Source organism: Streptomyces sp. NPDC087844 (assembly GCF_044742785.1).
In the GTDB taxonomy this organism is placed as follows: domain Bacteria; phylum Actinomycetota; class Actinomycetes; order Streptomycetales; family Streptomycetaceae; genus Streptomyces.
Genome location: NZ_JBIUVD010000004.1, coordinates 299,249 through 319,530, shown reverse-complemented (window position 1 = coordinate 319,530; position 20,282 = coordinate 299,249). Strand labels below are relative to the sequence as shown.

Below are 20,282 nucleotides of genomic sequence, written 5' to 3'. Positions count from 1 at the left end.
ACGATCTCGGCGTAACGGGACGCGCTGACACTGCCGACCCTCTCGCCGGTGTCAGCGCTCTTCTCGATCCCCTCGGACACGGACTTCGCACCATCAGCAGTAGACGGCGTTCGCCCGCCGGTCCGCCCCCGCCACACAACGTGCCCCGCAGACCAGGCACCTGGCCAAATCCTCGCCGTCCAGCTCCGCCGCCGCCCGCGTCCGCAGCCGTCGAACCCGACGCCACTGAGCTGGTGGAGACGGCCGGCCGCATCCGGTTCGCGATCGCTGACTGCGCGCTGGAGGCCGCCACTACCCCCCGCTGGGCGGATAAGAAGGCCGCTCAGGAATAGCCACCCCCGCAGAAGGCAACACCGGCAACGCCCCTTCATAGACCCACGCGGCAAACAGCTCATCCAACGGCTCAGCCGAATACCGAGCCACATGCGCAACAAACGCAGCAGTGGTAACAGCCCCACCCCGATGCACGGAAACCCACCCCCGCAACATCCGGAAGAACACCTCATCCCCCAACGCACACCGCACGGCGTGCAACACGAGCCCGCCCCGCTCATACAGCCGATCGTCGAACATCAGCTTCCGCCCGGGATCGGCCAGCCGAAGATCCTGCGGCTTCCCGGCCAGCCCTCGGTGCGCGATCCCGGCCAAGGCCTGCGCGCTACGCCCACCCGACCGCTCGGACCACAACCACTCCGCGTACTTCGCGAACCCCTCGTTCAGCCAGATGTGCCGCCAGTCGGCGATGCTCACACTGTTCCCGAACCACTGGTGCGCCAACTCGTGCGCGACCAGCCGCTCGGACCCCCGCCCCCCGTCCACATGGTTCGCACCGAACAGTGAGAGCCCCTGCGCCTCCACGGGCACGTCGAGCTCCTCCTCGGTGACCACGACCGCGTACTCACCGAACGGATAAGGCCCGAACAGCTCCTCGAAGAGCGTCATCATCGCGGGCTGCCGCGCGAAGTCCCGCGAGAACTCGGTGAGCAGCCGGGCCGGAATGTGCCCCGACTGCGGAACCCCGCCAAGACCCGGATCGCCGAGCAGCACGGTCTGGTACTTGCCGATGGAGAGCCCGACCAGATAACTGGACGTCGGCGCCGCCTGCTCGTACACCCAGGTGGTCGTGGACGCCTTGGGCGTACGCGTCAGCAGCCGCCCGCCCGCCACCACCGAGTACGCCGACGGCGTGGTCACGGCGATCTGGTACGAGGCCTTGTCGGCGGGCCGGTCGTTGCACGGGTACCAGGACGGCGCCCCCACCGGCTGGCTCGCCACCAGCGCCCCGTCCTCCAGCTCCTCCCAGCCGATCCCACCCCACGGACTGCGGACCGGCTTGGGATTGCCCGACCAGTGGATCTCCACGGTGAACGCGGCCCCGGCGCGGATCGCCTTCCCCGGGCGGATCCGCAGCCGGCCGCCCCGGTGGGTGTAGTGCTGGGCCCGCCCGTCGACCCTGACCCGTCCGATCCGGAAGTCGGCGAGGTTCAGCTGGAACTCGGCGAGCGGCGAGCGGCCCGCTATGGCGTTCAGGCGCGCGGTGCCGGACAGCCGGTTGGGTCCCGGACGGTAGTCCAGGGCGAGTTCGTACCGGTGCACCCGGTAGCGGGGATCACCGTTGGCCGGGAAGTACGGATCCGCTCCCGTTGTCTGCTGAACCACTGAAGTGTCTGCTCCCTGCGCTGTGCTCGTACGGCGTGCCGGCATCGCCTCCCGGGCGCCGTACGAGTCGCGCCTAGGAACGCCACGCCTCGATCGGGTTGCCCAGCCAACGGGTGTCGTCGGGAACGGACTCCGCCGCCATGACGAGGGACGCGGGTCCCAGTGTGCTGCGCGCCCCGACGGTGCTGCCGGGCAGAACGATTCCGCCCGGGCCCAGGGTGGCGCCCTCACGGAGGACCACAGTATCCGTCCTCAAGATCCGGTCGTGGAAGAGGTGGGTCTGCAGCACACAGCCACGGTTGACCGTCGCCGCGTCCTCCAGTGTCACCAGATCCGTCTCGGGCAGCCAGTAGCTCTCCACCCAGACACCCCTGCCGATGTGGGCGCCGAGGCCGCGGAGCCACAGGTTCATGACGGGGGTACCCGGCACGGACCCGGCCAACCACGGCACGGCGACGACCTCGACGAAGGTGTCGGCCAGCTCGTTTCGCCACACGAAACCGCTCCACAGCGGGTGCTCACCGGCGCGGTGACGCCCCACGAGCAGCCACTTCGCGACCACGGACAGCAGCCCCGCCGCGGCCCCGGCAGCCGGCAGCACCAACCCGGCAAGGGCCCAGGCCCACGCCCCCAGCGCGCTCAGCGCGGCCACCGTCAGTACGGCGAGCGCCGCCGAGCAGAAGACGGGCACGATCCGGCACAGCTCGACGAGCCCGCGCGCCCACAGCAGCCGCACGGGCGGGTCGTACGTCAGACTCTGGTCGCCGCCCTGCGTGGAGCGGGGCAGCCTGACCGGCGGCAGCCCCAGATAGGAACTGCCCTTCTTGGCCTTCTTCGGCGTCGCGGACAGCACCCCGACCAGGCCGCCGTCCGGCACCGAGCGGCCAGGTCCGGTCATCCCGGAGTTCCCGAGGAAGGCCCGGCGTCCGATCTCGGCCCGCCCGATACGCATCCAGCCGCCGCCGAGTTCGTACGGCGCGGTCAGCGTGTCGTCGGCCAGGAACGCGCCCTCGCCGACCGTCGTCAGGCTCGGCAGCGCGAGGACGGTCGACACCTCGGCGCCCCGCCCGATCCGCATCCCCAGCAGCCGGAGCCACACCGGCGTGACGAGTCCCGCGTACAGCGGGAACAGCGTCTCCCGGGAGCGGTCCATCAGCTGGGTGACCGTCCAGGCCTGCCAGCCGATCCTGCTGTGCGTCGGATGCGTACCGGGCCGCAGCCCGAGGCTGAGCACCCGCACGGCGACCAGCAGGAGCAGGGCGAACGCGAGACCGAAGGCGAGCGTCGCCGGCACCAGCGCCACGGCGGCACCACGCAGGGCGTCGACGAGCCCGGCGTCCGGCGCGACGAAGGCGCCCACCACGAGCAGCGCGGCAAGTCCGGAGACCACCGGCAGCATCGTCAGCGCGAACCCGGCCGCCCCGTACATCACACGCCAGTACATACCCTTCTGGGGGCGCTCCTTGGGCCAGTCGCGCTTGGCCTTGCCGAGCTTGGCCGCGGGCGCGCCGGCCCACCGCTGACCGGTCGGGACGTGCCCGACCACGGCGGAACCGGGAGCCACCTCGGCCCGCTTGCCGACGCGGGCGCCGGGGAAGAGGATGCTCCGGGTGCCGACCACGGCGTGCGCGCCGACCTTGACCGCGCCGATCTCCAGCCGGTCGCCGTCCAGCCAGTGCCCCGACAGATCCACCTCGGACTCCACGGCGGCACCGCGGCCCAGCTTGAGCAGGCCGGTCACGGGCGGCAGCGAGTGCAGATCGACGTCGGGCCCGATCTTGGCGCCGAGCGCACGCGCGTACCGCTCCAGCCAGGACCCGGTCAGCGAGGTCGCTCCGCTGAACTCGGCGAGCCGCTCGGCCGTCCACAGCCGCAGATGCACACTCCCGCCGCGCGGATACCGCCCCGGCGTCACGTTCCGCAGCAGCAGCCGCGCCCCGCCGGCCCCGATCGCGAGCCGTCCGGGCGGGCTGAAGAGCAGGGCGGCCAGCGGGGCGACCAGCCACCAGGAGGCGGTCGGCGCCCACGGGTACGCCCCGAACCAGTGCAGCGCGTTGCCGAGCGCGGCCAGCGCCACCGTCCAGCGCAGCCCGAGCAGCGCGAACAGGGGGAGGAGCACCAGCAGCTGCACGACCTTGGCCCTTGGCGGCACCGGCGCGATCAACCGCTCGGCACCGTCACCCTGCGCGGACTTCTCCAGATGCCGGGCCAGCTTCCGCAGCACCGGCTGCTGGTAGATGTCGAGCACGGCGGCGCTCGGGTAGCGGGTACGCAGCCGCGTGGTGAGCAGGGCGGCGGCGAGACTCCCGCCGCCGATCGCGAAGAAGTCGTCCCGGGCGGAACCCACCGGGATGCCCAGCACCTCACTCCACTGCTCGGCGAGCCACGCCTCGGTCCCGTAGAGCTGCTCGGTGGGTCCGCCGGTCTCCAGGTTCTCCAGCGGCCAGGGCAGCGCGTCGCGGTCGACCTTGCCGGACGTACGGGTCGGCAGCTCGGGCACGAGCGCGATCAGCGGGACGAGGGCGGCGGGCAGCTCGGCCCGCAGCCGCTTGACAGCCGCCGCGTGATCCCAGCCGCCGTCCTGGGGCCCTTCTTTCCGGAGGCTGTCCTGCACCTCGTCCTGGAGGACGACATAGCCGACGAGCAGCTGGTTCCCGCCGCGCGCGGTCCGTACGGCGGCAGCGGCGCCCGCGACGCCGGGCAGCCCCTGGAGAGCGGTGTCCACTTCCCCCAGCTCGATCCGGCGCCCGCCGAGCTTGATCTGCTCGTCGGCCCGCCCGAGGAAGATCAGCCCCTCCGGCTCCGCCCTGACCAGGTCACCGCTTCGGTACGCGCGCTCCCACCCGAGCGACGTCAGCGGGGCGTACTTCTCGGCGTCCTTCTCCGCATCGAGATAGCGGGCGAGCCCCACCCCGCCGATGACGAGCTGCCCACTGCCGCCCATCGGCACGGGTTCCCCGGCCTCGTCGACGACGGCCAGCTCCCACCCGTCGAGCGGCAGCCCGATCCTGATCGGCTCCTCGCCGGTCATGAGCGAGGCACAGGCGACGACGGTGGCCTCGGTGGGTCCGTAGGTGTTCCACACCTCGCGCCCCTCGGTGACCAGGCGCTGCACCAGTTCGGGCGGGCAGGCCTCACCGCCGAAGATCAGCAGCCGTACCTCGTTGAGCGCCTCCGGCTCCCACAGGGCGGCCAGCGTCGGCACGGTGGAGACGACGGTGATCTCCTGCTCGATCAGCCAGGACCCCAGGTCGGCGCCGCTGCGCACCTGCGAGCGCGGTACGGGCACCAGGCAGGCCCCGTAACGCCAGGCCAGCCACATCTCCTCGCAGGAGGCGTCGAAGGCCACGGAGAGCCCTGCCATGACCCGGTCACCGGGCCCGACGGGGTCCTCGGTGAGGAAGAGACCGGCCTCGGCGTCCACGAAGGCGGCGGCACTGCGGTGTGTGACGGCCACACCCTTGGGCTTGCCGGTCGAACCGGAGGTGAAGATGATCCACGCGTCGTGCCCGACGCCCGGCCGCGAGGCGGGCACCTCGCTCCGCCCCTCGACGGTCAGCTCGTGCCCGGCCCCGACGACAGCGCGTACGTCCGCCTCCCCGAAGACCAGCTCGGCCCGCTCGTCCGGGTCCTCGGCGTCCACCGGCACGTAGGCGGCCCCGGCGGCCAGCACGGCCAGAACGGCCACGTACAGCTCATTGGTGCCGGACGGCACGCGTACGCCGACGCGGTCCCCGAGGCCGACGCCCGCGTCACCCAACCGCCGCCGCAACGCCTCGACCTCTGTGGCCAGGGCACGGTAGGTGAGGGAGTGACGGCCGTCGTCGAGGGCGGGCTCGTCGGGATACGTGCGAACGGAGGCGTCGAGGATGTCGACGAGCGTGCGCGCAGAAGGTGCGGAGGCTGCGGAGAATCGTGCCCGGTCACCGAACTCGGCCCGTACTTCGTCGTCGGACAACTGGAACGCGGGGCCATGCTGGAGGGCTGCCATCGGGTCCTCACATGTCGTTCCCGGAACTCCCGGGGGAGCCGACGGACCCCAGGTATGCCTGGGGGTATTCCGGTCAGTTCCGAACAAGCGTGGAATTTTAGTACGACGCTAGCCCCGACCTCGCGCGTCAGCGACGCGAACGGGTCTGTGCGGGGCCCTGGGACCGGCCGTCGCACCCCTCTGACGTGGAGTTATGTCACCTTGACGAGATCTGCCCCACACATGACGGAAACGCGGCGACGAACGCCGTCCAGGTGTCCGGCGAGACGGCCAGCGACTGCTTCCGAATGTCCTTGGAATCCCGCACGTGGACGGTGGCGGTGTGCACCGCGACCTCGACGCAGTTGTCGCCACCGCCACCGCTGTAGCTGCTCTTGAACCAGGTCGTTTCACTGGTAGTCATAGCGCTCCTCGCATCTGTTCCAGCAAGCTGGTTGTGGCCTGATGGCTCAGGGCCTGCGAGCGAATTTTGCCATAGCGCTGAAGCATGTGACTTGCGGCTTTCGGATCGGTGATCAGCAGGCTGCTGCCGTGCCCCTCGACATAGCCGACCCATCGGTGATCGGGCGTCTCGGCGAGATACATGTCGCCCTCGGCGCCCGCGTGTTCCTCCTGCAACGATGGCATGACCTGCAGTTCCACGTTGCGGTAGCGGCCAACCGTGAGGAGGTGCTCCACGAGGGTTCTTGTCACCGCGACTCCGCCCATCCGGCGCTCCAGAATCGCCTGCTCGACAACGAAGCTGAACGACGTGTTCGGGCGCTCGACGAGGAGTTGCTGCCTGGCCAGCCGAGCCGCCACCTGGAGTTCGGACTGTTCATCCGTGAGCGGAGGGAGATAGCGCTCGAAGAGGGCCCGGATGTACGACTCGGGCTGCAACAGGCCCGGAACCACCCGGCACTCGTACGCGTACAAGGAGATGGCCTCTTCCTCGATGCCCGCCCACTGGCGGAACCAGGACGCCAGGCCCGCCTTACGGGTAAGGCTGCGCGCCGCCGCTGCCAACACCCGTGCCGCAACGGCACCCAACACCTCCTCCGAGCGATCCAGCAACTCCCGGGGAGGGAACCGCCTCCCCTGCTCGATCTTGGCGACGTACGCGGTCGAGTAACGCACGAGAGGCGCGAACTGCTCCTGCGTGAGCCGGGCTTCCTCCCTCAGGACCTTGAGTACCGCGCCGAAGGTCTTGAGGCTGTCGGACAGTTCCGGTTCACAACCCCCGCCCACCCCGCCGCCGTTGTCAGCCGTCGCCATTGAAGCCGCCTTCCCCAGTGCTGCTGTGCTGTCGAGCGGATCAATGGTTACGTAAAGCGACCATCCCAGTCCAGAGAGTGAACCCGTACAACGCGATCTGTATCGGCGCCGACCCTGCTGTCACTGGTGCCGCTCCCCGCAGGCTGAGGCGCATGCAAGCCCCTCACATCCCCGCCCCCGCGCAGCCGACCCGCACGTTCGCGCAGCGCTTCTCCGCGACCAGACGCGGCGCCCGCCTGGCCCGGCTGCTGGCCGCACACCAACTCACCGAGTGGGGCCACCCCTACGGCACGGAGGTGCACGACACGGTGGTCCTGGTCGTCGCCGAACTGGCCGCGAACGCGGTCCTGCACGGCCGGGTACCGGGAAGGGACTTCGCCCTGGACCTGGCCGGTGACGAGGCGCGAGGCGTCATCCGCATCGAGGTGACGGACACGCACCCCGCCCTGCCGACCCGCAGAACCCCGCCCCCGGACGAGGACCAGGGCCGAGGCCTGCTCCTGGTCGACGCACTGGCCACCCGCTGGGGCGTACGAGACCGGGTCGGCCCGGGCAAGACCGTGTGGGTCGAGTGCTCGGCTGTCTCTTCAACCTGAAGTTCGTGGTGTCGGGCTTGCTGGACCGTCGGTGGGCGAGGCCGCTGACCGGAGCGGAGACTGGGCGCTCGGGACCACGGTGGCTCCTCAGGGAGTGCTCCTGTGACCGTACCCTCCCGCGACCGTGTCGCTGAGGCGGCGGAGTCTTCTCAGCGCCTCCCGCCACCCAGCCGAATATCCTGGTTCCAGGCGTTGCTCCGGCCGTTCGCCCCCGTCTTGCACACCGTGTCGTAGCAGCGCCAGAACCAGGTGCTGTTCTTGCGGCGGCGCAGTTCGATGCTCGTGCCGCCGCAGCGGGCGCACTTGGGTGGGCGGGTGAACAGCTCGGCGTGCTGGATCTCCAGCAGCTTGCGGGCGAAGTAGCCGCCGCGCATCGTCAGCATCACCTCACGGGTCCAGGACTGGGACAGCGTGTTGAGGCTGCCGATCATCACTGTCCGCTCGTCGACCACCACGATCTTCTGGTGCATGAAGTTGACCGGGATGACGGTGGGGACGACGGCCCGGAGGTCCGCGATGAGGTCCTGGTTGGCCGGGCGGCCCTGGAGCTGGTCCGTGTCGTCGCGGAGGAACACGGTGACGCGTACACCGCGTCGGACCGCGTCGCGCAGCAGGGGCAGGATGCCGCGTACGCGCTTCGCCACCCAGGGCGCCCACAGCCACAGCGAGGTCTCCGCCTTGCGGATCTCGTCCTCGAACGTGCTGTAGAAGGTCAACTCGTCGTCGATACCGGTTACTTCGACATGCCTCGCCAGGATGTCGGCGAGTTCCGTGCCGAATCCGCCCAGGTCCCGTCCGTTCTCCTGCGGCGGGGTGATCAGGTGGCTGGCCCGCAGCCGCCGTACCCCGGGGGTGTTGACCAGTGCGGCCAGGTGCGCGAAGACCCTGCCGTCCTTCGCGGCCTCGATGCGCTCCCAGCTGCCGATGACGTAGAGGCGGCTCTGGGCACGGGTGGCCGCCACGTTGAAGAGGCGCACACCGTCCCGTAGCCAGTCGGAGGCGTCCGTCCCCCGGTGTGCCATCGACATCCACAGGTCCCTGCCCTCGGCGCCCTCGACCGTGTCGAAGACGACGACGGGGAACTCCCGCCCCTGGAAACGGTGTGCCGTACCCACCTCCGCCAGCGGGCCGCCGCCGCTCTCCACGTCCCGCAGGGCCTCCAGGGTCGCGTCCGACTGGACGCCGTACGGCGTGACGACGCCCGTCTCCTCGCCTCGCGCGCGGTGGTACTCCACCAGCGCCCTGGCGATCAGGGACCCGGCCGGCCACCAGCCGCTGCGACTGCCCGTCAGGTGGGGCCTGGCCAGTTCGTGCAGCCCGTCGGTGTCGACGATGACGATCTCGGGGTCGTCCTCGGGCCTCGGTGCCGCGATCTGCCGGCCGCCCTCCAGCATCCCCCCGTACGCGAGCGAGTTGGCCAGCCCCATCACCGCCGGACCGAAGCGGTGTTGCTGGACGAGGGCGACGCAGGCCGGATGACGTTGCGCGTCCTGCGGGTCCCGTACTCCGCAGTGCTGGAAGACGTCCGGGAGCAGCCAGCGCTTGACGTCCGGGCGGCCGAGATCCTTGAGCTGCGACTCGATGACCGGGCCGAGCTGCATGAAGTCGCCCAGCAGGACCGCGGTGCGCGTCGCCTTCGCGGTCGCGAGGATCACCTCGGGCAGGGTCGCCGCCCCCGCCTCGTCGACCAGGACGACGTCGTACGGGCCCTCGAAGACCGCCTTGTTGGTGCGGAACCGGGCGAGAGTCGTCGCCACCAGCTTGGCACTCTTGATGATTTCGCCCTCGGCGTCGCGGGCGAGCCGTTCGTACTCCTCCTGGACCTGCTCGAACTCGCCCTCCAGCGAGGCCCGCCGGGCGGCATCCGCCGCGACCTGAGGGCGCAGCCGCTCGGCGCGGGCGTGCCGGGCGGGCCAGTTCTGCCGCTCGGCGAGGGCGGTGAGCGCCGCTGCCTGCTGGGCGCTGAGTACGGCCTTCTCCAGGCGGGTGGCTGTGTCGCGCCGGACGGTCACGAGTTCCAGAACCGACTTGTAGGAGGACTGCGTCGAGATGACGGCCTGCTCCAGCATGTTGATCTGCTGAGGGGTGTGGGCGATGCCGGCGATGAGGCCCGCCAGCTCGGTCTCCAGCGCGGTGACGTGAGCGTTCGCCGTGATGCGTGCGGCCTTCGCCGCACGGTGCTCGCGCGCCGCGTCCTCAGCTGCGACGGCCAGCTGCTCCTGGATCTCCTGCCGTTTCTCACGGGCGCGCCACCGGGCCATGGACCCCTTGGCGTCGAGTTGCTTCGCCTGTTCCCGCAGATCGCGGAGGTGGTCATCGGTCAACAGGACGTCGGCCTCCTTGCGCTCCGCCGCCCTGAGGATGCGGGCCTGCTCCTTGCGCAGGCGGTCGACCGCGGCCCATTTCTGACGCGACGCCTGCGCCTCGTCCCTTCTCCGGCGGGCCGCCTCCGCTCCTCGCCGCACCGAGTCCCGTACCGTCACGGCCTCCTTCGCCAGGGCTGCGGCCGCTACTGCCTTGTCCTGTACGGAGACCGGATCCTGGCCGGGAGTGCGCAGCAGCTTCAGGGCTTCGAAGTACGCGGCCGGATCGAAACGCACGAGTGAGGTGTCCAACGCGGCCAATTCCGCGGCACGGGCGCGGACGTCCACCAGCGCGGCCTCGATCCCGCGTCGGCGCTCAGCCGTCCCGGTGAGCCGCTCGCGGACCATGAGAGGTAGCGACACCTCGGGGTTGTCGGCGACCTCCCGGAGTTGCGGAGGGCCCACCCGGACGATGTCACCGGGACCGTGCCGGTTCTCCTTCACCACACCCGACAGGGCGTTGTCCACCGCGATGTTGGTGGCGGACACCAGCAGTACCCGCTCGCCCCGGGCGATCAGGTCGCCGATGGCTCGCCTGAGCACGGTGGTCTTGCCCGTGCCCGGTGGACCCCACACCAGATGGACACCCTCGCCGAGACACGCGCGGTAGGCGTCGCCCTGCGCGGGATGGAACCCCGGAGGGTCGGGATCCGAGGAGGACGTGCCGCCGATCGAGGCGGCAGCCAGCGCGCTCGCCAGCGGAGCCTCACCCAGCCCCGCGATGCCGTCGCGCAGGGCGGTGACGAGGAAGGTCGGTGGCTGCTTGTACATCCACAGATACGGATCCGTCAGATCGGCGAACTCGGCAACCTTCAGTGTGAGCAGAGAGCCGTTCTGCACCGTCTCGGAGACGGAGAACCCCTGCGCCTCGATGCCGTCCGGATCCGGGCCCGCCAGGCGCAGGTCGTTCAGCTGGTCCGGTCCGATGTCGGAACCGCGCACGTCGACCGCGTACCAGCCCTCCTCCTTGGTGCGGACCGCGCGCCCCACCCGCTGCCAGCGCGGTCGTTTTCCCGTCCCGCCCATGACCGCGATCAGTTCGCCCAAGGCAGTAGTGATCTCCTCGCGCCACCCCATCTGCCGTCGCCCCCATCCACGTTCGCGACAGATTCCGCGCAGACCCTACCCAGTAGGCACCCGTGGTGACACCGAGGTCATCCGCGGTGAACGTCGCGGGCACGGTGCGGTCCGGGCGATCCCTGCCCGCCGCACCGGGGCCAGGCGGTCGATACGGCCGAGAGGGGGCTGTCGGCCGTTTCCGGAGAGCAAGCGAAAGGTGGTCAATCTGATCAAGACGCAGCGCATCCCGTGCCTTCCGCTTCGTAGCTTGCGCGCTTGTAACCGCCTGCCGTGACGCACGAGGCGCAAGTTCCGCTCAGCCACTGCGCCAGAGTGCTTTTTGGTCATACCAGTGGCAACTACTGCCTGGTGCATGGTGGTTGCATGTACGGTCACCTGCGGCACTTGGGGCTATGCACGGAACGCGTGGTTCCAGGCCGTAGTCAGTCGTAACCGGTCGGGGGGCAGGTTTTGTGGAGGCGCTCAGCGAGTGACTGGGCTGGACCGCGTTGCTGTATGGGCGCCTGACCCCGACACCTTGATGCTCGCGCGCGGCCCCCGCCATCGGCCTGCAGGCTCATACCCGAAAGGCGGACTTTTCCCGCTCCAGGAGACAGTGCTGCGCGACATTCTCGCCGACTGCGACTGCGACTGCGACTGCGACTGCGACTGCGACTGCGACTGCGACTGCGACGGCGTGGTGCGCTGGGGCGGTGACGACTCCCGCGTCGACGAATCCCTGTTCCATCTCGACCGTGGCCCCGCCGACCCGCAGGTCCGCGAACTCGCCGACAGACTGCGTAAGGGCGAGGCAACGCCCGGCCAGGGCGCGGGGAAGGCTGTGAACGTCATGGCCGACTCGCGACGCTCACGTGCGAACCGTCTTGCGAAGGAGCAGCGCGAGCGCTGACCTCACCTCTGGCTGAGTCCACACCTTTCGCACGGTGGTAGTCCACAAGTGCCCTCGCCCGTGCACCGGTGGACTGACTGGTGTTCCGCGTCCGGGACACCGGCCCTGTCAGGTTCCAGGTGTTGGAAAACAGAAAAACCCCAGGTGAACTGGGGTTTTTCGCTGGTGTCCGAGGGGGGACTTGAACCCCCACGCCCGATAAAGGGCACTAGCACCTCAAGCTAGCGCGTCTGCCATTCCGCCACCCGGACAAGGTGTCTGTCGCGCGGGGTTCCCCTCGCGGCGACGAAGGAAACATTACCAGGCTTTGGAGAGCCCCCGATCACCGGCCGATCGCCTGACGCCCGCCGGTTGGCGGGCGTGAACGGCGTGTGACGGGCGTGGTCCGGCCTTGGGCGGGGAGGACCGGAGAGAGAGGATGAGGGGGAAGGACGTGGGGAACCACCAGCAGTGACAGTGGGAGGAAGCGCGTGAGCGAGCAGGACACGACCAGGAGCATCAAGGGTGAGGACGAGGTCGTCGACCTCTGCCGCGAGCTGATCCGCATCGACACCAGTAACTACGGCGACCACTCAGGTCCGGGTGAGCGCAAGGCCGCCGAGTACGTCGCTGAGAAGCTCGCCGAGGTGGGTCTCGAACCGCAGATCTTCGAGTCGCACACGGGCCGCGCCTCCACGGTGGTCAGGATCGAGGGGGAGGACCGCTCGCGGCCCGGCCTGCTCATCCACGGCCACACCGACGTCGTACCGGCGAACGCCCAGGACTGGACCCACCACCCGTTCTCCGGCGAGATCGCCGACGGCTGTGTGTGGGGCCGCGGCGCGGTCGACATGAAGGACATGGACGCGATGACCCTCGCGGTCGTCCGCGAGCGGGTGCGCGGCGGTCGCAAGCCTCCCCGCGACCTCGTGCTGGCCTTCCTGGCCGACGAGGAGGCGGGCGGCAAGTTCGGTGCCAAGCACCTCGTCACCAAGCACCCCGACCTCTTCGAGGGCGTGACGGAGGCGATCGGCGAGGTCGGTGGTTTCTCGTTCACGGTCAACGAGAACCTGCGGCTGTATCTGGTGGAGACCGCCCAGAAGGGCATGCACTGGATGAAGCTGACCGTGGACGGCACCGCCGGGCACGGTTCGATGATCCACAAGGACAACGCGATCACCGAGCTGTCGGAGGCGGTCGGGCGGCTCGGGCGGCACAAGTTCCCGGTGCGCGTGACGAAGACCCTGCGGCACTTCCTGGACGAGCTCGGCGACGCCCTCGGCACCGAGCTGGACCCGGAGAACATGGACGCGACGCTGGCCAAGCTCGGCGGTATCGCCAAGCTCATCGGCGCCTCGCTCCAGAACACCGCCAACCCGACCCAGCTGGGCGCGGGCTACAAGGTGAACGTCATCCCGGGGCAGGCCACCGCGCACATCGACGCCCGCTACCTGCCGGGGTACGAGGAGGAGTTCCTCGCCGACCTGGACCGGATCCTCGGCCCGAACGTGAGGCGCGAGGACGTGCACGCGGACAAGGCCCTGGAGACCACCTTCGACGGGGCCCTGGTGGACGCCATGCAGACCGCGCTGATCGCCGAGGACCCGATCGCGCGGGCCGTCCCGTACATGCTGTCCGCCGGCACCGACGCCAAGTCCTTCGACGACCTCGGCATCCGCTGCTTCGGCTTCGCCCCGCTGAAGCTGCCGCCGGAGCTGGACTTCGCCGGGATGTTCCACGGCGTCGACGAGCGGGTGCCGGTCGACGCCCTGAAGTTCGGCGTGCGGGTGCTCGACCGCTTCATCGAGGCGTCCTGAAATAAACCGCTGAAACGACACTCCAATAATCGCCAGCGCGTACGGAGCCGACTGAGAAGAGTGAATGCGCTCATAAGCTCGTAGCCCTATTACTCCCTCCTCGTTACTGCTGATGTGATCCGCGGCTGGGATCACATTTACCTACCAGGAGGAATAATGATCAAGAAGATCGTCGCCGCTGCGGCTGCCACGGGTGGCCTCGTTCTCGCCGGTGCGGGTCTTGCGGTTGCCGACGCCGGTGCTCAGGGTGCCGCTGTCGGCTCCCCGGGCGTGCTCTCGGGCAACGTCGTCCAGGCGCCCATCCACATCCCGGTGAACGTCTGCGGCAACACGGTCTCCGTGATCGGGCTGCTGAACCCCGCCTTCGGCAACACCTGCGTCAACGTCTGACGTTGTGCTCACCTCATGAGGGCCTGTATCCCATGAAGGCCTGAGTCCATGAGGGTCTGAGTCCGCGGCCCCGGAGTGCGTGCCATGCGCTCCGGGGCCGCGGACATTCCGTATATCGCGATACCACGCACCACACGGTTCACAAGGGGCAGGGAAAACTATGCGACAGGTCACCCGCAAAGGCCTGATGACGGTGGCGGCGGCAACCGGTGTGCTCGCGGCCACCGGCGGTTACGCGCACGCCGACTCGGGGGCGCACGGCACCGCTTCGGGCTCCCCGGGCGTACTCTCCGGCAACTCGGTACAGGCCCCGGTGCACGTGCCGGTCAACGTCTGCGGCAACACCGTGAACGTGGTCGGCGTGCTCAACCCGGCGGTCGGAAACAAATGTGCCAACAAGGGGGCAGGTAAGGGAGCAGGCAAGGGCGCCGGCTCCGGTCACCACGGGAACGGCGGCTCGGGTGGGGGAGCCGGATCGCAGGCCGGGGAGCATACCGGTGACTCGTCCGGAGTGGGCTCCGGCAACCACGTGCGGATCCCGGTGGACGTACCGGTGAACGTCTGCGGCAACAGCGTCTCCGTCGCCGGTGTCGGCAACACGGCCACGGGCAACGCCTGCGGGAACACCGGCAGCGACGGGCACGGGGGACCCAATTCTCCGGGCAGGCCGGGACAGCCCGGTGACTCGGAGCACCCGGGTACGCCGGGTGGGCCGGGCAGGTCGGGAGAGTCGGACGACTCGGGGCGGCCCGGTTCGTCGGGGCACGGAAACCAGGGCGCCTCGCACGCCGACACCTCGAACGCGCATGCCTCGGACGCGAACGCCCTCGGCGCCCAGGCCGCCGGCCGCTCGGACGGCTCCGCGCACCTCGCGCAGACCGGCGCCGGTGTGCCGCTCGGCCTCGCGCTGCCCGTGGGCGCGGGCGCGCTGCTGGCGGGCGCCGTGCTCTACCGCAAGGCACGCGCGGCGGCGTGAGCCCCTGAAGGCGAGCAGGTCGAACGGAGCGGGCCCCGCACGAGCGGGGCCCGCTCCGTTTCAGCCTTCCCGCGTCACCAGGTGGCCCGCACCTGGCGGATGATCCGCCGGCGCAACCGCACCCTGCGGCTGCCGTCGGTATGCAGGCTGAGGCGGTCCAGCTCCCAGTGCCCGTACTCCGCGTGGTCCGTCAGCAGGCGTGCCGCTTCCTTGCGGGAGACCCCGCGCGGCACATACACGTTGACAAATTCGTATTCCGGCATCGCATCTATTGTGCGTGCGGAGGCCCGGTACGGATAGCGTCTGCACTATGTCTGATGCTGCGCAGCCCACCGCTGCCGAGGTACGCGCCGCCGCCGAGGCGGTCAAGACCGCGCTCGACCGCCACCTGGCTGCGGTCGAGCGCAGGTCGGGTGAGGACGACCCGGCCGTCTACGAGGCGTTCAACGAGTTGGCGGCGGCCGCCGAGGAGTACGACGAGCTCCTCTACGACCGCTACGACGAGGTCACCCCTTTCGAGATCCCCGGCTCGGACGACGCGCTGCCGCCGTACACCGGGCCGGAGGAGCCCAACGCGCTGAGCGTGCTGATCCGCCGGGACTATGTCGTGGTGGAGCCGCAGCGGCTGCTGGCGCAGGCCCAGCGGGTCGAGGCGGTGGAGGAGTCCGGGGCCGTGACGCCGGGCTTCGACGCCGCGTCCGGGACCGTGCACGGTGCCCTCGGCGTCCTCTTCGGCGAGTTCGAGCCCGACGAGATCGGCTCCCGGCACAAGGAGTTCGGCCTGGAGGAGGGCGACTCGACGCTGTGGGTGACCGCCTCGGACGAACCGGCCGAGCCGGGTGAGTGGCTGGAGGCCCCGTTCGAGCAGGCCGACACCCACCAGGTGGTGTGCCGCTTCGACGTCAGCGCGGTCTTCGACGACGACGCCGACATCGAGGACATCGAGGACATCGAGGACATCGAGGACGAGGTGGCGGACGAGGTGGCGGACACCGTCGGGCCGGAACTGGAAGACACGCTCGACGGGACGGAAGCCGAGAACCTCCGGTCGCGCAACGCGGACCGCTGACAGCCCGGCCGCACTGCGACAGCCCGCTCCACCGCGATGGTGGCGGTCACCGGCCTCAAAGGGGCCCGTGACCGCCACCATCGCGTTCGGAGATCCGGGCGGACTCAGACCGACGGCGGGATCTGCGCCGTGATCAAGGCCGGCAGCCTCGTCGTGCGGGGCTTCGCGGGGGTCTCCGCCACCGCGTGCGGGAGTGCCTGTTCCACGCCGTGCACCACGGAGAGGTGTCGGTCGGCGCGGCCGAAGGCGGTGTAGACCCAGGGCCTGGAGAGCGCCTGCGCCGCGTCGCCGGGCAGGACCACGACCGCGGCGGGCCAACGGACCCCGACGGCCTGGTGGGCGGTGAGCGCCCAGCCGTGCCGCACGGTCTGCTCCACCCGCTCCTTCGGTACGACGACGGGCACACCCGCGCACTCCAGGTGCAGTCCGGCGGCGTCGGCCTTCACCACCTGGCCCAGGACCGCACGGCCCGGTGTCGCGGAGTACGCGACCCGGTCGCCCGGATCGAAACCGCCGAAGCGGCCGGGGCCGGGGTTGAGCCGCTCCTTCAACGCCGCGTTGAGGACACGGGTGCCCGCCGCGCCGCCGTGGCCCGGAGTGATCACCTGGGTCTGCTCGGCGGGGATGCCGATCGCGCGCGGGACCGAGTCGGCGACCAGCTGCACGGTGCGGTGGACCGCCTCCCCGGCGTCACGCACCGGGATGATCACCACTTCCTTACCGGGAGCCTCGACCTGGTTCAGCTCGCCGATGCCGATGCCCGAGACCAGCTCGCCGACGGGACCCGGATCCGGGGTCCGCGAGGCGATCTGCGGGCACACCCGCGCGGCGAGCAGATCCGCGAAGACCCGCCCGGGACCCGCCGACCACAGCACGCCGGGGTCCCCGCTCAGCACGAGCCGGGCGCCGTCGGGCAGTGACTCGGCGAGCATCGCCGCGCTCTCGACGTCGAGCTGCGGCGCGTCCAGCACCACGAGGAGGTCGGTCCGGAACATGCCGTCGCGGTCGCGCCCCGGGCCCTCCTCGCCGGAGAGCAGACCGGCGACGGTGGCCACCACAGCGGCCGACGGATCCGCGGCCGGGGCCGCGTCCCGCGCCTCCCGCGCGCCCGCGTCGGCGAGCAGTCCGGCGAAGCGGCGGCGGCCGTCCGGGTGATGGGCGGCGGCGCACACCCTGAGACCGAGGGACAGAGCCGCCGCCACCAGGGCCGCGGGCTCCGCGCGGGACGCCTCGCCGCCGGTGTGCAGGACCAGACCGTGGCCCGCGACCGCCCGGATCAGCCCGGCGGCCGAGCCCGTCGCGGCGGGCTCCCAAATTGCGGCCGCGCCGTCCTCCTTGGGCAGGGAGTTGACCACCCGGGCCAGCCCGTCGGCGAGGCTCTCCTCGGCGAGCGCGTACCGCTCCAGGCCGATGAGGACGCGCACGGGACGCGCCTCCTCGGCCTTCTCACCCTCCGCGCCGTCCGCGCCGACCTCGCCGTCCTGGGCGTCGTCCTCCTCGGACCGCCGGGGAGCCGGTGGTGCGCTGCCGGGCTCGTCCAACGCGTCCTGGAAGACCAGGGCGTCGCCCTCGGCCAGCGCGCTCTGCACGGCGGCGTCGGGGTCGGGCACCGAGCGCTGCGCGAGCGCGGCGTGCAGGGCCGCGGCCTCCAGGGCGGTGTGCCCCACCAGCGCTGCCTGTTCGAGGAGCCACACGGTGACCGCGCGGCCCCGCCGTTCGTCGTCGGGACCGCACTCCGCGCTGAGCAGGGCCCGGGCGAACCCGTCGGCCTGCTCGGGACGCACGCCTGCCACACGGAGCAACTGCCAGGGGTCCTCGCGCAGCTGCCCGTCCGCTCCCTCGCCGAGGGTGGCGGCGGTCTGCGGCGCCAGCGCCTCCGGGGCGCCGCCCCGGACGAGCACGGCACGGACCGCCTCGACGGACTCGGAGGCCATCGACGCCGGGGCGCCGGAGGGCACGGGCTGCGGGCGGCGCGCCGGCTCCTGCGCGACCCTGCGCGGGGTGGGCTCCGGCCCGCCGAAGACGCTCGCCGAGGGCTTCTCGCCGCTCTCCACCGCCCGGACGGCCGCGAGCAGATCGGCGGCCGTTCCGCTCAGCGCCGTCCCCGCCAGGACCGGCCCTTCCTTCTCCGCCTTCCGCCGCTCGATCCGCTCCCGCAGCTCCCGCTGCGCGGCCAGCTCGGCTTCGGCCTCGGACAACTGGACCGCACCCTCGGTGGCGCCCTCGGCAGGACTTTCGGTGCCCTCGGCGGCGCTGTCGGCGGCCCCACCGTCCGCACCGGCGTCCCCGTCGACGGGGACGGCTCCACTCGAAGAGCCCTCTGCGGTGTCCGCCGAGGAGTCCTCGGCCGCGTCCGCCGTGTCCCCCGCACCCGTGTCCGGCGAGGCGCCGGCGCGGGCCGCGGTGCCCGGCTGATCCCCTGCTCCCGGCATCCCGGACTCGGGACCGGCGTCCGGCGTACCCGGCTCGGCTTTCTCCGCGGCGGCGGACGGCTCCGTGGTCACAGCGTGCTCCAGTCGTGATCGGGATAGTCTGGCGATGTACTGGAGAAAGGCAAACACGTTGAAACGCATCCTGGGCGTTGTCCGCCTGTCCCAGCTCACGGACGACAGTAGCTCTCCCCACCGACAACGAGAGGCCATCGAACACTGGGCCGACTCACCCCATGTAGACGGGGAGATCATCGGTTGGGCGGAAGACCTCGACGTGTCCGGCGGACTGTCCCCGTTCAAGCGGGGAGAGCTTGGGCCCTGGCTCACTGAGCGCGCAGACGAGTTCGACGTCATCGCGTTCATGAAGATCGACCGCATCAGTCGCAGGGCTACCCACTTCTCGGAACTCATCGAGTGGTGCAAGGCCAACGGTAAGACCCTGCATTCCGTACAAGAGGGATTCGACCTCGACAACCCTTACGGCAAGATGCTGGCTCAGATGATTGCCGTATTCGCGGAAGGCGAATTGGATGTCATCAAAGCCCGGATCAACGACGGTGTGGCTACTCGCCTAGCTCAGCGTGTATGGATTGGAGGCCGCCCCTCCATGGGATACGCCCTGGAGAAGCTGTCTGATGGAATCGGGAAGCGCTGCGTACAGGACAAGGATTACGCTCCGAATGTTCGGAGAATCTTCGATCTTCTGATGCAGGACTGGACTCCATTCCGGATCGCAGTACAGCTTACGGAAGACAAGGTTCTTACCTGGGTCGACCGGCAAAGGGAGACGGCAGGAAACGAGGTCCGCAATGCCGCATGGCGAGCAGACAGCGTGAATGCGGCAATGTCCAATCCCAGGGTGGCAGGTATCTACACCTATAAGGGTGAGATCGTGGAGGACGAGAACGGAGACCCGGTGACTATCACTGACACTCCGATTCTCAGTTACCACGAATGGAAGAAAGCTGTATCCAAGCTGAGCGAGCTTGCCGGTACAACTCCTGCGAAGAAGTCGCAAAGTATGCTGGCCGGTGTCGGCTCCTGCACTGTGTGCGGCCGTAGCTTGGCCGCTGTCTACGGAACGGGAAAGCTGGCATCTGGGGAAGTGAAGAAGTACCCCCGATACCGGTGCTCGACTTACAGCATCCCTGGGGGGAAGTGCCCGCAGAAACTCTTGGTAGACCGGCCCGCGCTGGAAGGCATCGTGAATTCAATGTTCCTCGGTTCGGTGGGAACCCTGGAGGTTCACGAGAAAGTGGGCGGCCCCACCAACGACTACGAATCTGAGCTAAAGGCGGTCGCTGCTCGCCTAACCAAGCTCGAAGAGGACTTCACTAAGGGGAGGTATGACGGGGACGAGAAAGAGGCTTCCTACTGGAGGATGCAGGAATCTTTGACTTCCCGCATTTCGGTCCTCCGCAGGAAGACGCGAGAAGATCAGAGCAGGACTCCCGGCTACCGTGCCACAGGCGAGACATTCGCTGAGGTCTGGACTCAGAAGGACGACGACCAGAAGCGGACGTTCATGCAAAAGCATGGAGTCACGGTAAAGGTGATGAACCGGCAGACCGAGGACGACCCGGTTACCGTATTCATGGATCTGGGAGACATTACGGGTATGGCTAGGGCGGCAGGTCTTCAGCTGCCGTCCGAATTTCAAGACAAGTGGGTCGTGGTGAATGTGACCACTGAGGAATCAGAGGAGCTGGCCAATACTCCTGCTGTAGATCGTGATCACGAGTGAGTCGTCGTAGTGGCTGTGAGGGGCTCGTCAGTTGTTGCCGGTA

At 69.7% G+C, this 20,282-nt stretch carries 14 protein-coding genes and 1 tRNA gene; 7 read left to right on the top strand and 8 right to left on the bottom strand.

Annotation, left to right across the window (positions count from 1 at the left end):
* Window positions 1-291: 291 nt before the first annotated feature.
* The 4 genes from ACIOKD_RS11265 to ACIOKD_RS11250 all read right to left on the bottom strand — a co-directional run bounded on the left by ACIOKD_RS11265 (window position 292) and on the right by ACIOKD_RS11250 (window position 6,904).
* Window positions 292-1,704, bottom strand: a complete 1,413-nt coding sequence (locus tag ACIOKD_RS11265) for a M1 family metallopeptidase (protein WP_402081323.1) — start codon at window positions 1,702-1,704, stop codon at window positions 292-294.
* Between the two features lie 28 nt (window positions 1,705-1,732).
* Complete coding sequence (locus tag ACIOKD_RS11260; protein WP_402081321.1) at window positions 1,733-5,650, bottom strand: Pls/PosA family non-ribosomal peptide synthetase; 3,918 nt, start codon at window positions 5,648-5,650, stop codon at window positions 1,733-1,735.
* Between the two features lie 196 nt (window positions 5,651-5,846).
* Window positions 5,847-6,053, bottom strand: a complete 207-nt coding sequence (locus tag ACIOKD_RS11255; protein ID WP_402081319.1) for a DUF397 domain-containing protein — start codon at window positions 6,051-6,053, stop codon at window positions 5,847-5,849.
* The gene (locus ACIOKD_RS11250) at window positions 6,050-6,904 is read right to left on the bottom strand and encodes a helix-turn-helix domain-containing protein (RefSeq protein ID WP_402081316.1); all 855 of its coding nucleotides are present in this window, start codon (window positions 6,902-6,904) and stop codon (window positions 6,050-6,052) included. The genes ACIOKD_RS11255 and ACIOKD_RS11250 overlap by 4 nt, the downstream gene beginning before the upstream one ends.
* Window positions 6,905-7,056: 152 nt before the next feature.
* On the opposite strand from ACIOKD_RS11250, the gene ACIOKD_RS11245 reads away from it, so the two are divergent.
* On the top strand, window positions 7,057-7,500 hold the full coding sequence (locus ACIOKD_RS11245; RefSeq protein ID WP_402081314.1) for an ATP-binding protein: 444 nt from the start codon (window positions 7,057-7,059) through the stop codon (window positions 7,498-7,500).
* 149 nt (window positions 7,501-7,649) lie between these two features.
* Here ACIOKD_RS11245 and ACIOKD_RS11240 read toward each other — a convergent pair whose 3' ends face one another.
* On the bottom strand, window positions 7,650-10,910 hold the full coding sequence (locus ACIOKD_RS11240) for an AAA domain-containing protein (RefSeq protein ID WP_402081312.1): 3,261 nt from the start codon (window positions 10,908-10,910) through the stop codon (window positions 7,650-7,652).
* A gap of 628 nt (window positions 10,911-11,538) precedes the next feature.
* Here ACIOKD_RS11240 and ACIOKD_RS11235 point away from each other — a divergent pair.
* Entirely contained in the window at window positions 11,539-11,832 is a 294-nt protein-coding gene (locus ACIOKD_RS11235; RefSeq protein WP_402081310.1) for a hypothetical protein, read from the top strand.
* 163 nt (window positions 11,833-11,995) lie between these two features.
* On the opposite strand, the gene ACIOKD_RS11230 is transcribed toward ACIOKD_RS11235, so the two are convergent.
* A tRNA-Leu gene (locus tag ACIOKD_RS11230) sits at window positions 11,996-12,083 on the bottom strand.
* Window positions 12,084-12,302: 219 nt separating this feature from the next.
* Here ACIOKD_RS11230 and ACIOKD_RS11225 point away from each other — a divergent pair.
* The 3 genes from ACIOKD_RS11225 (at window position 12,303) to ACIOKD_RS11215 (ending at window position 14,994) form a co-directional block, all read left to right on the top strand.
* On the top strand, window positions 12,303-13,628 hold the full coding sequence (locus ACIOKD_RS11225) for a M20/M25/M40 family metallo-hydrolase (RefSeq protein ID WP_402081307.1): 1,326 nt from the start codon (window positions 12,303-12,305) through the stop codon (window positions 13,626-13,628).
* Between the two features lie 156 nt (window positions 13,629-13,784).
* Complete coding sequence (gene chpH / locus ACIOKD_RS11220; RefSeq protein WP_402081304.1) at window positions 13,785-14,018, top strand: chaplin ChpH; 234 nt, start codon at window positions 13,785-13,787, stop codon at window positions 14,016-14,018.
* A gap of 160 nt (window positions 14,019-14,178) precedes the next feature.
* Window positions 14,179-14,994, top strand: a complete 816-nt coding sequence (locus ACIOKD_RS11215) for a chaplin (RefSeq protein WP_402081300.1) — start codon at window positions 14,179-14,181, stop codon at window positions 14,992-14,994.
* 74 nt (window positions 14,995-15,068) lie between these two features.
* Here ACIOKD_RS11215 and ACIOKD_RS11210 read toward each other — a convergent pair whose 3' ends face one another.
* Entirely contained in the window at window positions 15,069-15,257 is a 189-nt protein-coding gene (locus ACIOKD_RS11210; protein WP_107021061.1) for a DUF5703 family protein, read from the bottom strand.
* A 47-nt stretch (window positions 15,258-15,304) separates the two neighbouring features.
* Here ACIOKD_RS11210 and ACIOKD_RS11205 point away from each other — a divergent pair, with 47 nt between their 5' ends.
* The gene (locus tag ACIOKD_RS11205; protein WP_402081297.1) at window positions 15,305-16,063 is read left to right on the top strand and encodes a hypothetical protein; all 759 of its coding nucleotides are present in this window, start codon (window positions 15,305-15,307) and stop codon (window positions 16,061-16,063) included.
* Between the two features lie 104 nt (window positions 16,064-16,167).
* Here ACIOKD_RS11205 and ACIOKD_RS11200 read toward each other — a convergent pair whose 3' ends face one another.
* The gene (locus tag ACIOKD_RS11200; protein ID WP_402081294.1) at window positions 16,168-18,567 is read right to left on the bottom strand and encodes a helix-hairpin-helix domain-containing protein; all 2,400 of its coding nucleotides are present in this window, start codon (window positions 18,565-18,567) and stop codon (window positions 16,168-16,170) included.
* Between the two features lie 34 nt (window positions 18,568-18,601).
* Here ACIOKD_RS11200 and ACIOKD_RS11195 point away from each other — a divergent pair, with 34 nt between their 5' ends.
* The gene (locus ACIOKD_RS11195) at window positions 18,602-20,239 is read left to right on the top strand and encodes a recombinase family protein (protein WP_402081291.1); all 1,638 of its coding nucleotides are present in this window, start codon (window positions 18,602-18,604) and stop codon (window positions 20,237-20,239) included.
* The last annotated feature ends 43 nt before the right edge of the window (window positions 20,240-20,282 follow it).

Excerpts from the sequence above, each read along its gene's own strand:
- ACIOKD_RS11265 (WP_402081323.1), bottom strand. The coding sequence starts at position 1,704 with ATGCCGGCACGCCGTACGAGCACAGCGCAGGGAGCAGACACTTCAGTG.
- ACIOKD_RS11245 (WP_402081314.1), top strand. The coding sequence starts at position 7,057 with ATGCAAGCCCCTCACATCCCCGCCCCCGCGCAGCCGACCCGCACGTTC.
- ACIOKD_RS11260 (WP_402081321.1), bottom strand. The coding sequence starts at position 5,650 with ATGGCAGCCCTCCAGCATGGCCCCGCGTTCCAGTTGTCCGACGACGAA.
- ACIOKD_RS11250 (WP_402081316.1), bottom strand. The coding sequence starts at position 6,904 with ATGGCGACGGCTGACAACGGCGGCGGGGTGGGCGGGGGTTGTGAACCG.
- ACIOKD_RS11215 (WP_402081300.1), top strand. The coding sequence starts at position 14,179 with ATGCGACAGGTCACCCGCAAAGGCCTGATGACGGTGGCGGCGGCAACC.
- ACIOKD_RS11195 (WP_402081291.1), top strand. The coding sequence starts at position 18,602 with ATGTACTGGAGAAAGGCAAACACGTTGAAACGCATCCTGGGCGTTGTC.
- ACIOKD_RS11210 (WP_107021061.1), bottom strand. The coding sequence starts at position 15,257 with ATGCCGGAATACGAATTTGTCAACGTGTATGTGCCGCGCGGGGTCTCC.
- chpH (WP_402081304.1), top strand. The coding sequence starts at position 13,785 with ATGATCAAGAAGATCGTCGCCGCTGCGGCTGCCACGGGTGGCCTCGTT.
- ACIOKD_RS11205 (WP_402081297.1), top strand. The coding sequence starts at position 15,305 with ATGTCTGATGCTGCGCAGCCCACCGCTGCCGAGGTACGCGCCGCCGCC.
- ACIOKD_RS11255 (WP_402081319.1), bottom strand. The coding sequence starts at position 6,053 with ATGACTACCAGTGAAACGACCTGGTTCAAGAGCAGCTACAGCGGTGGC.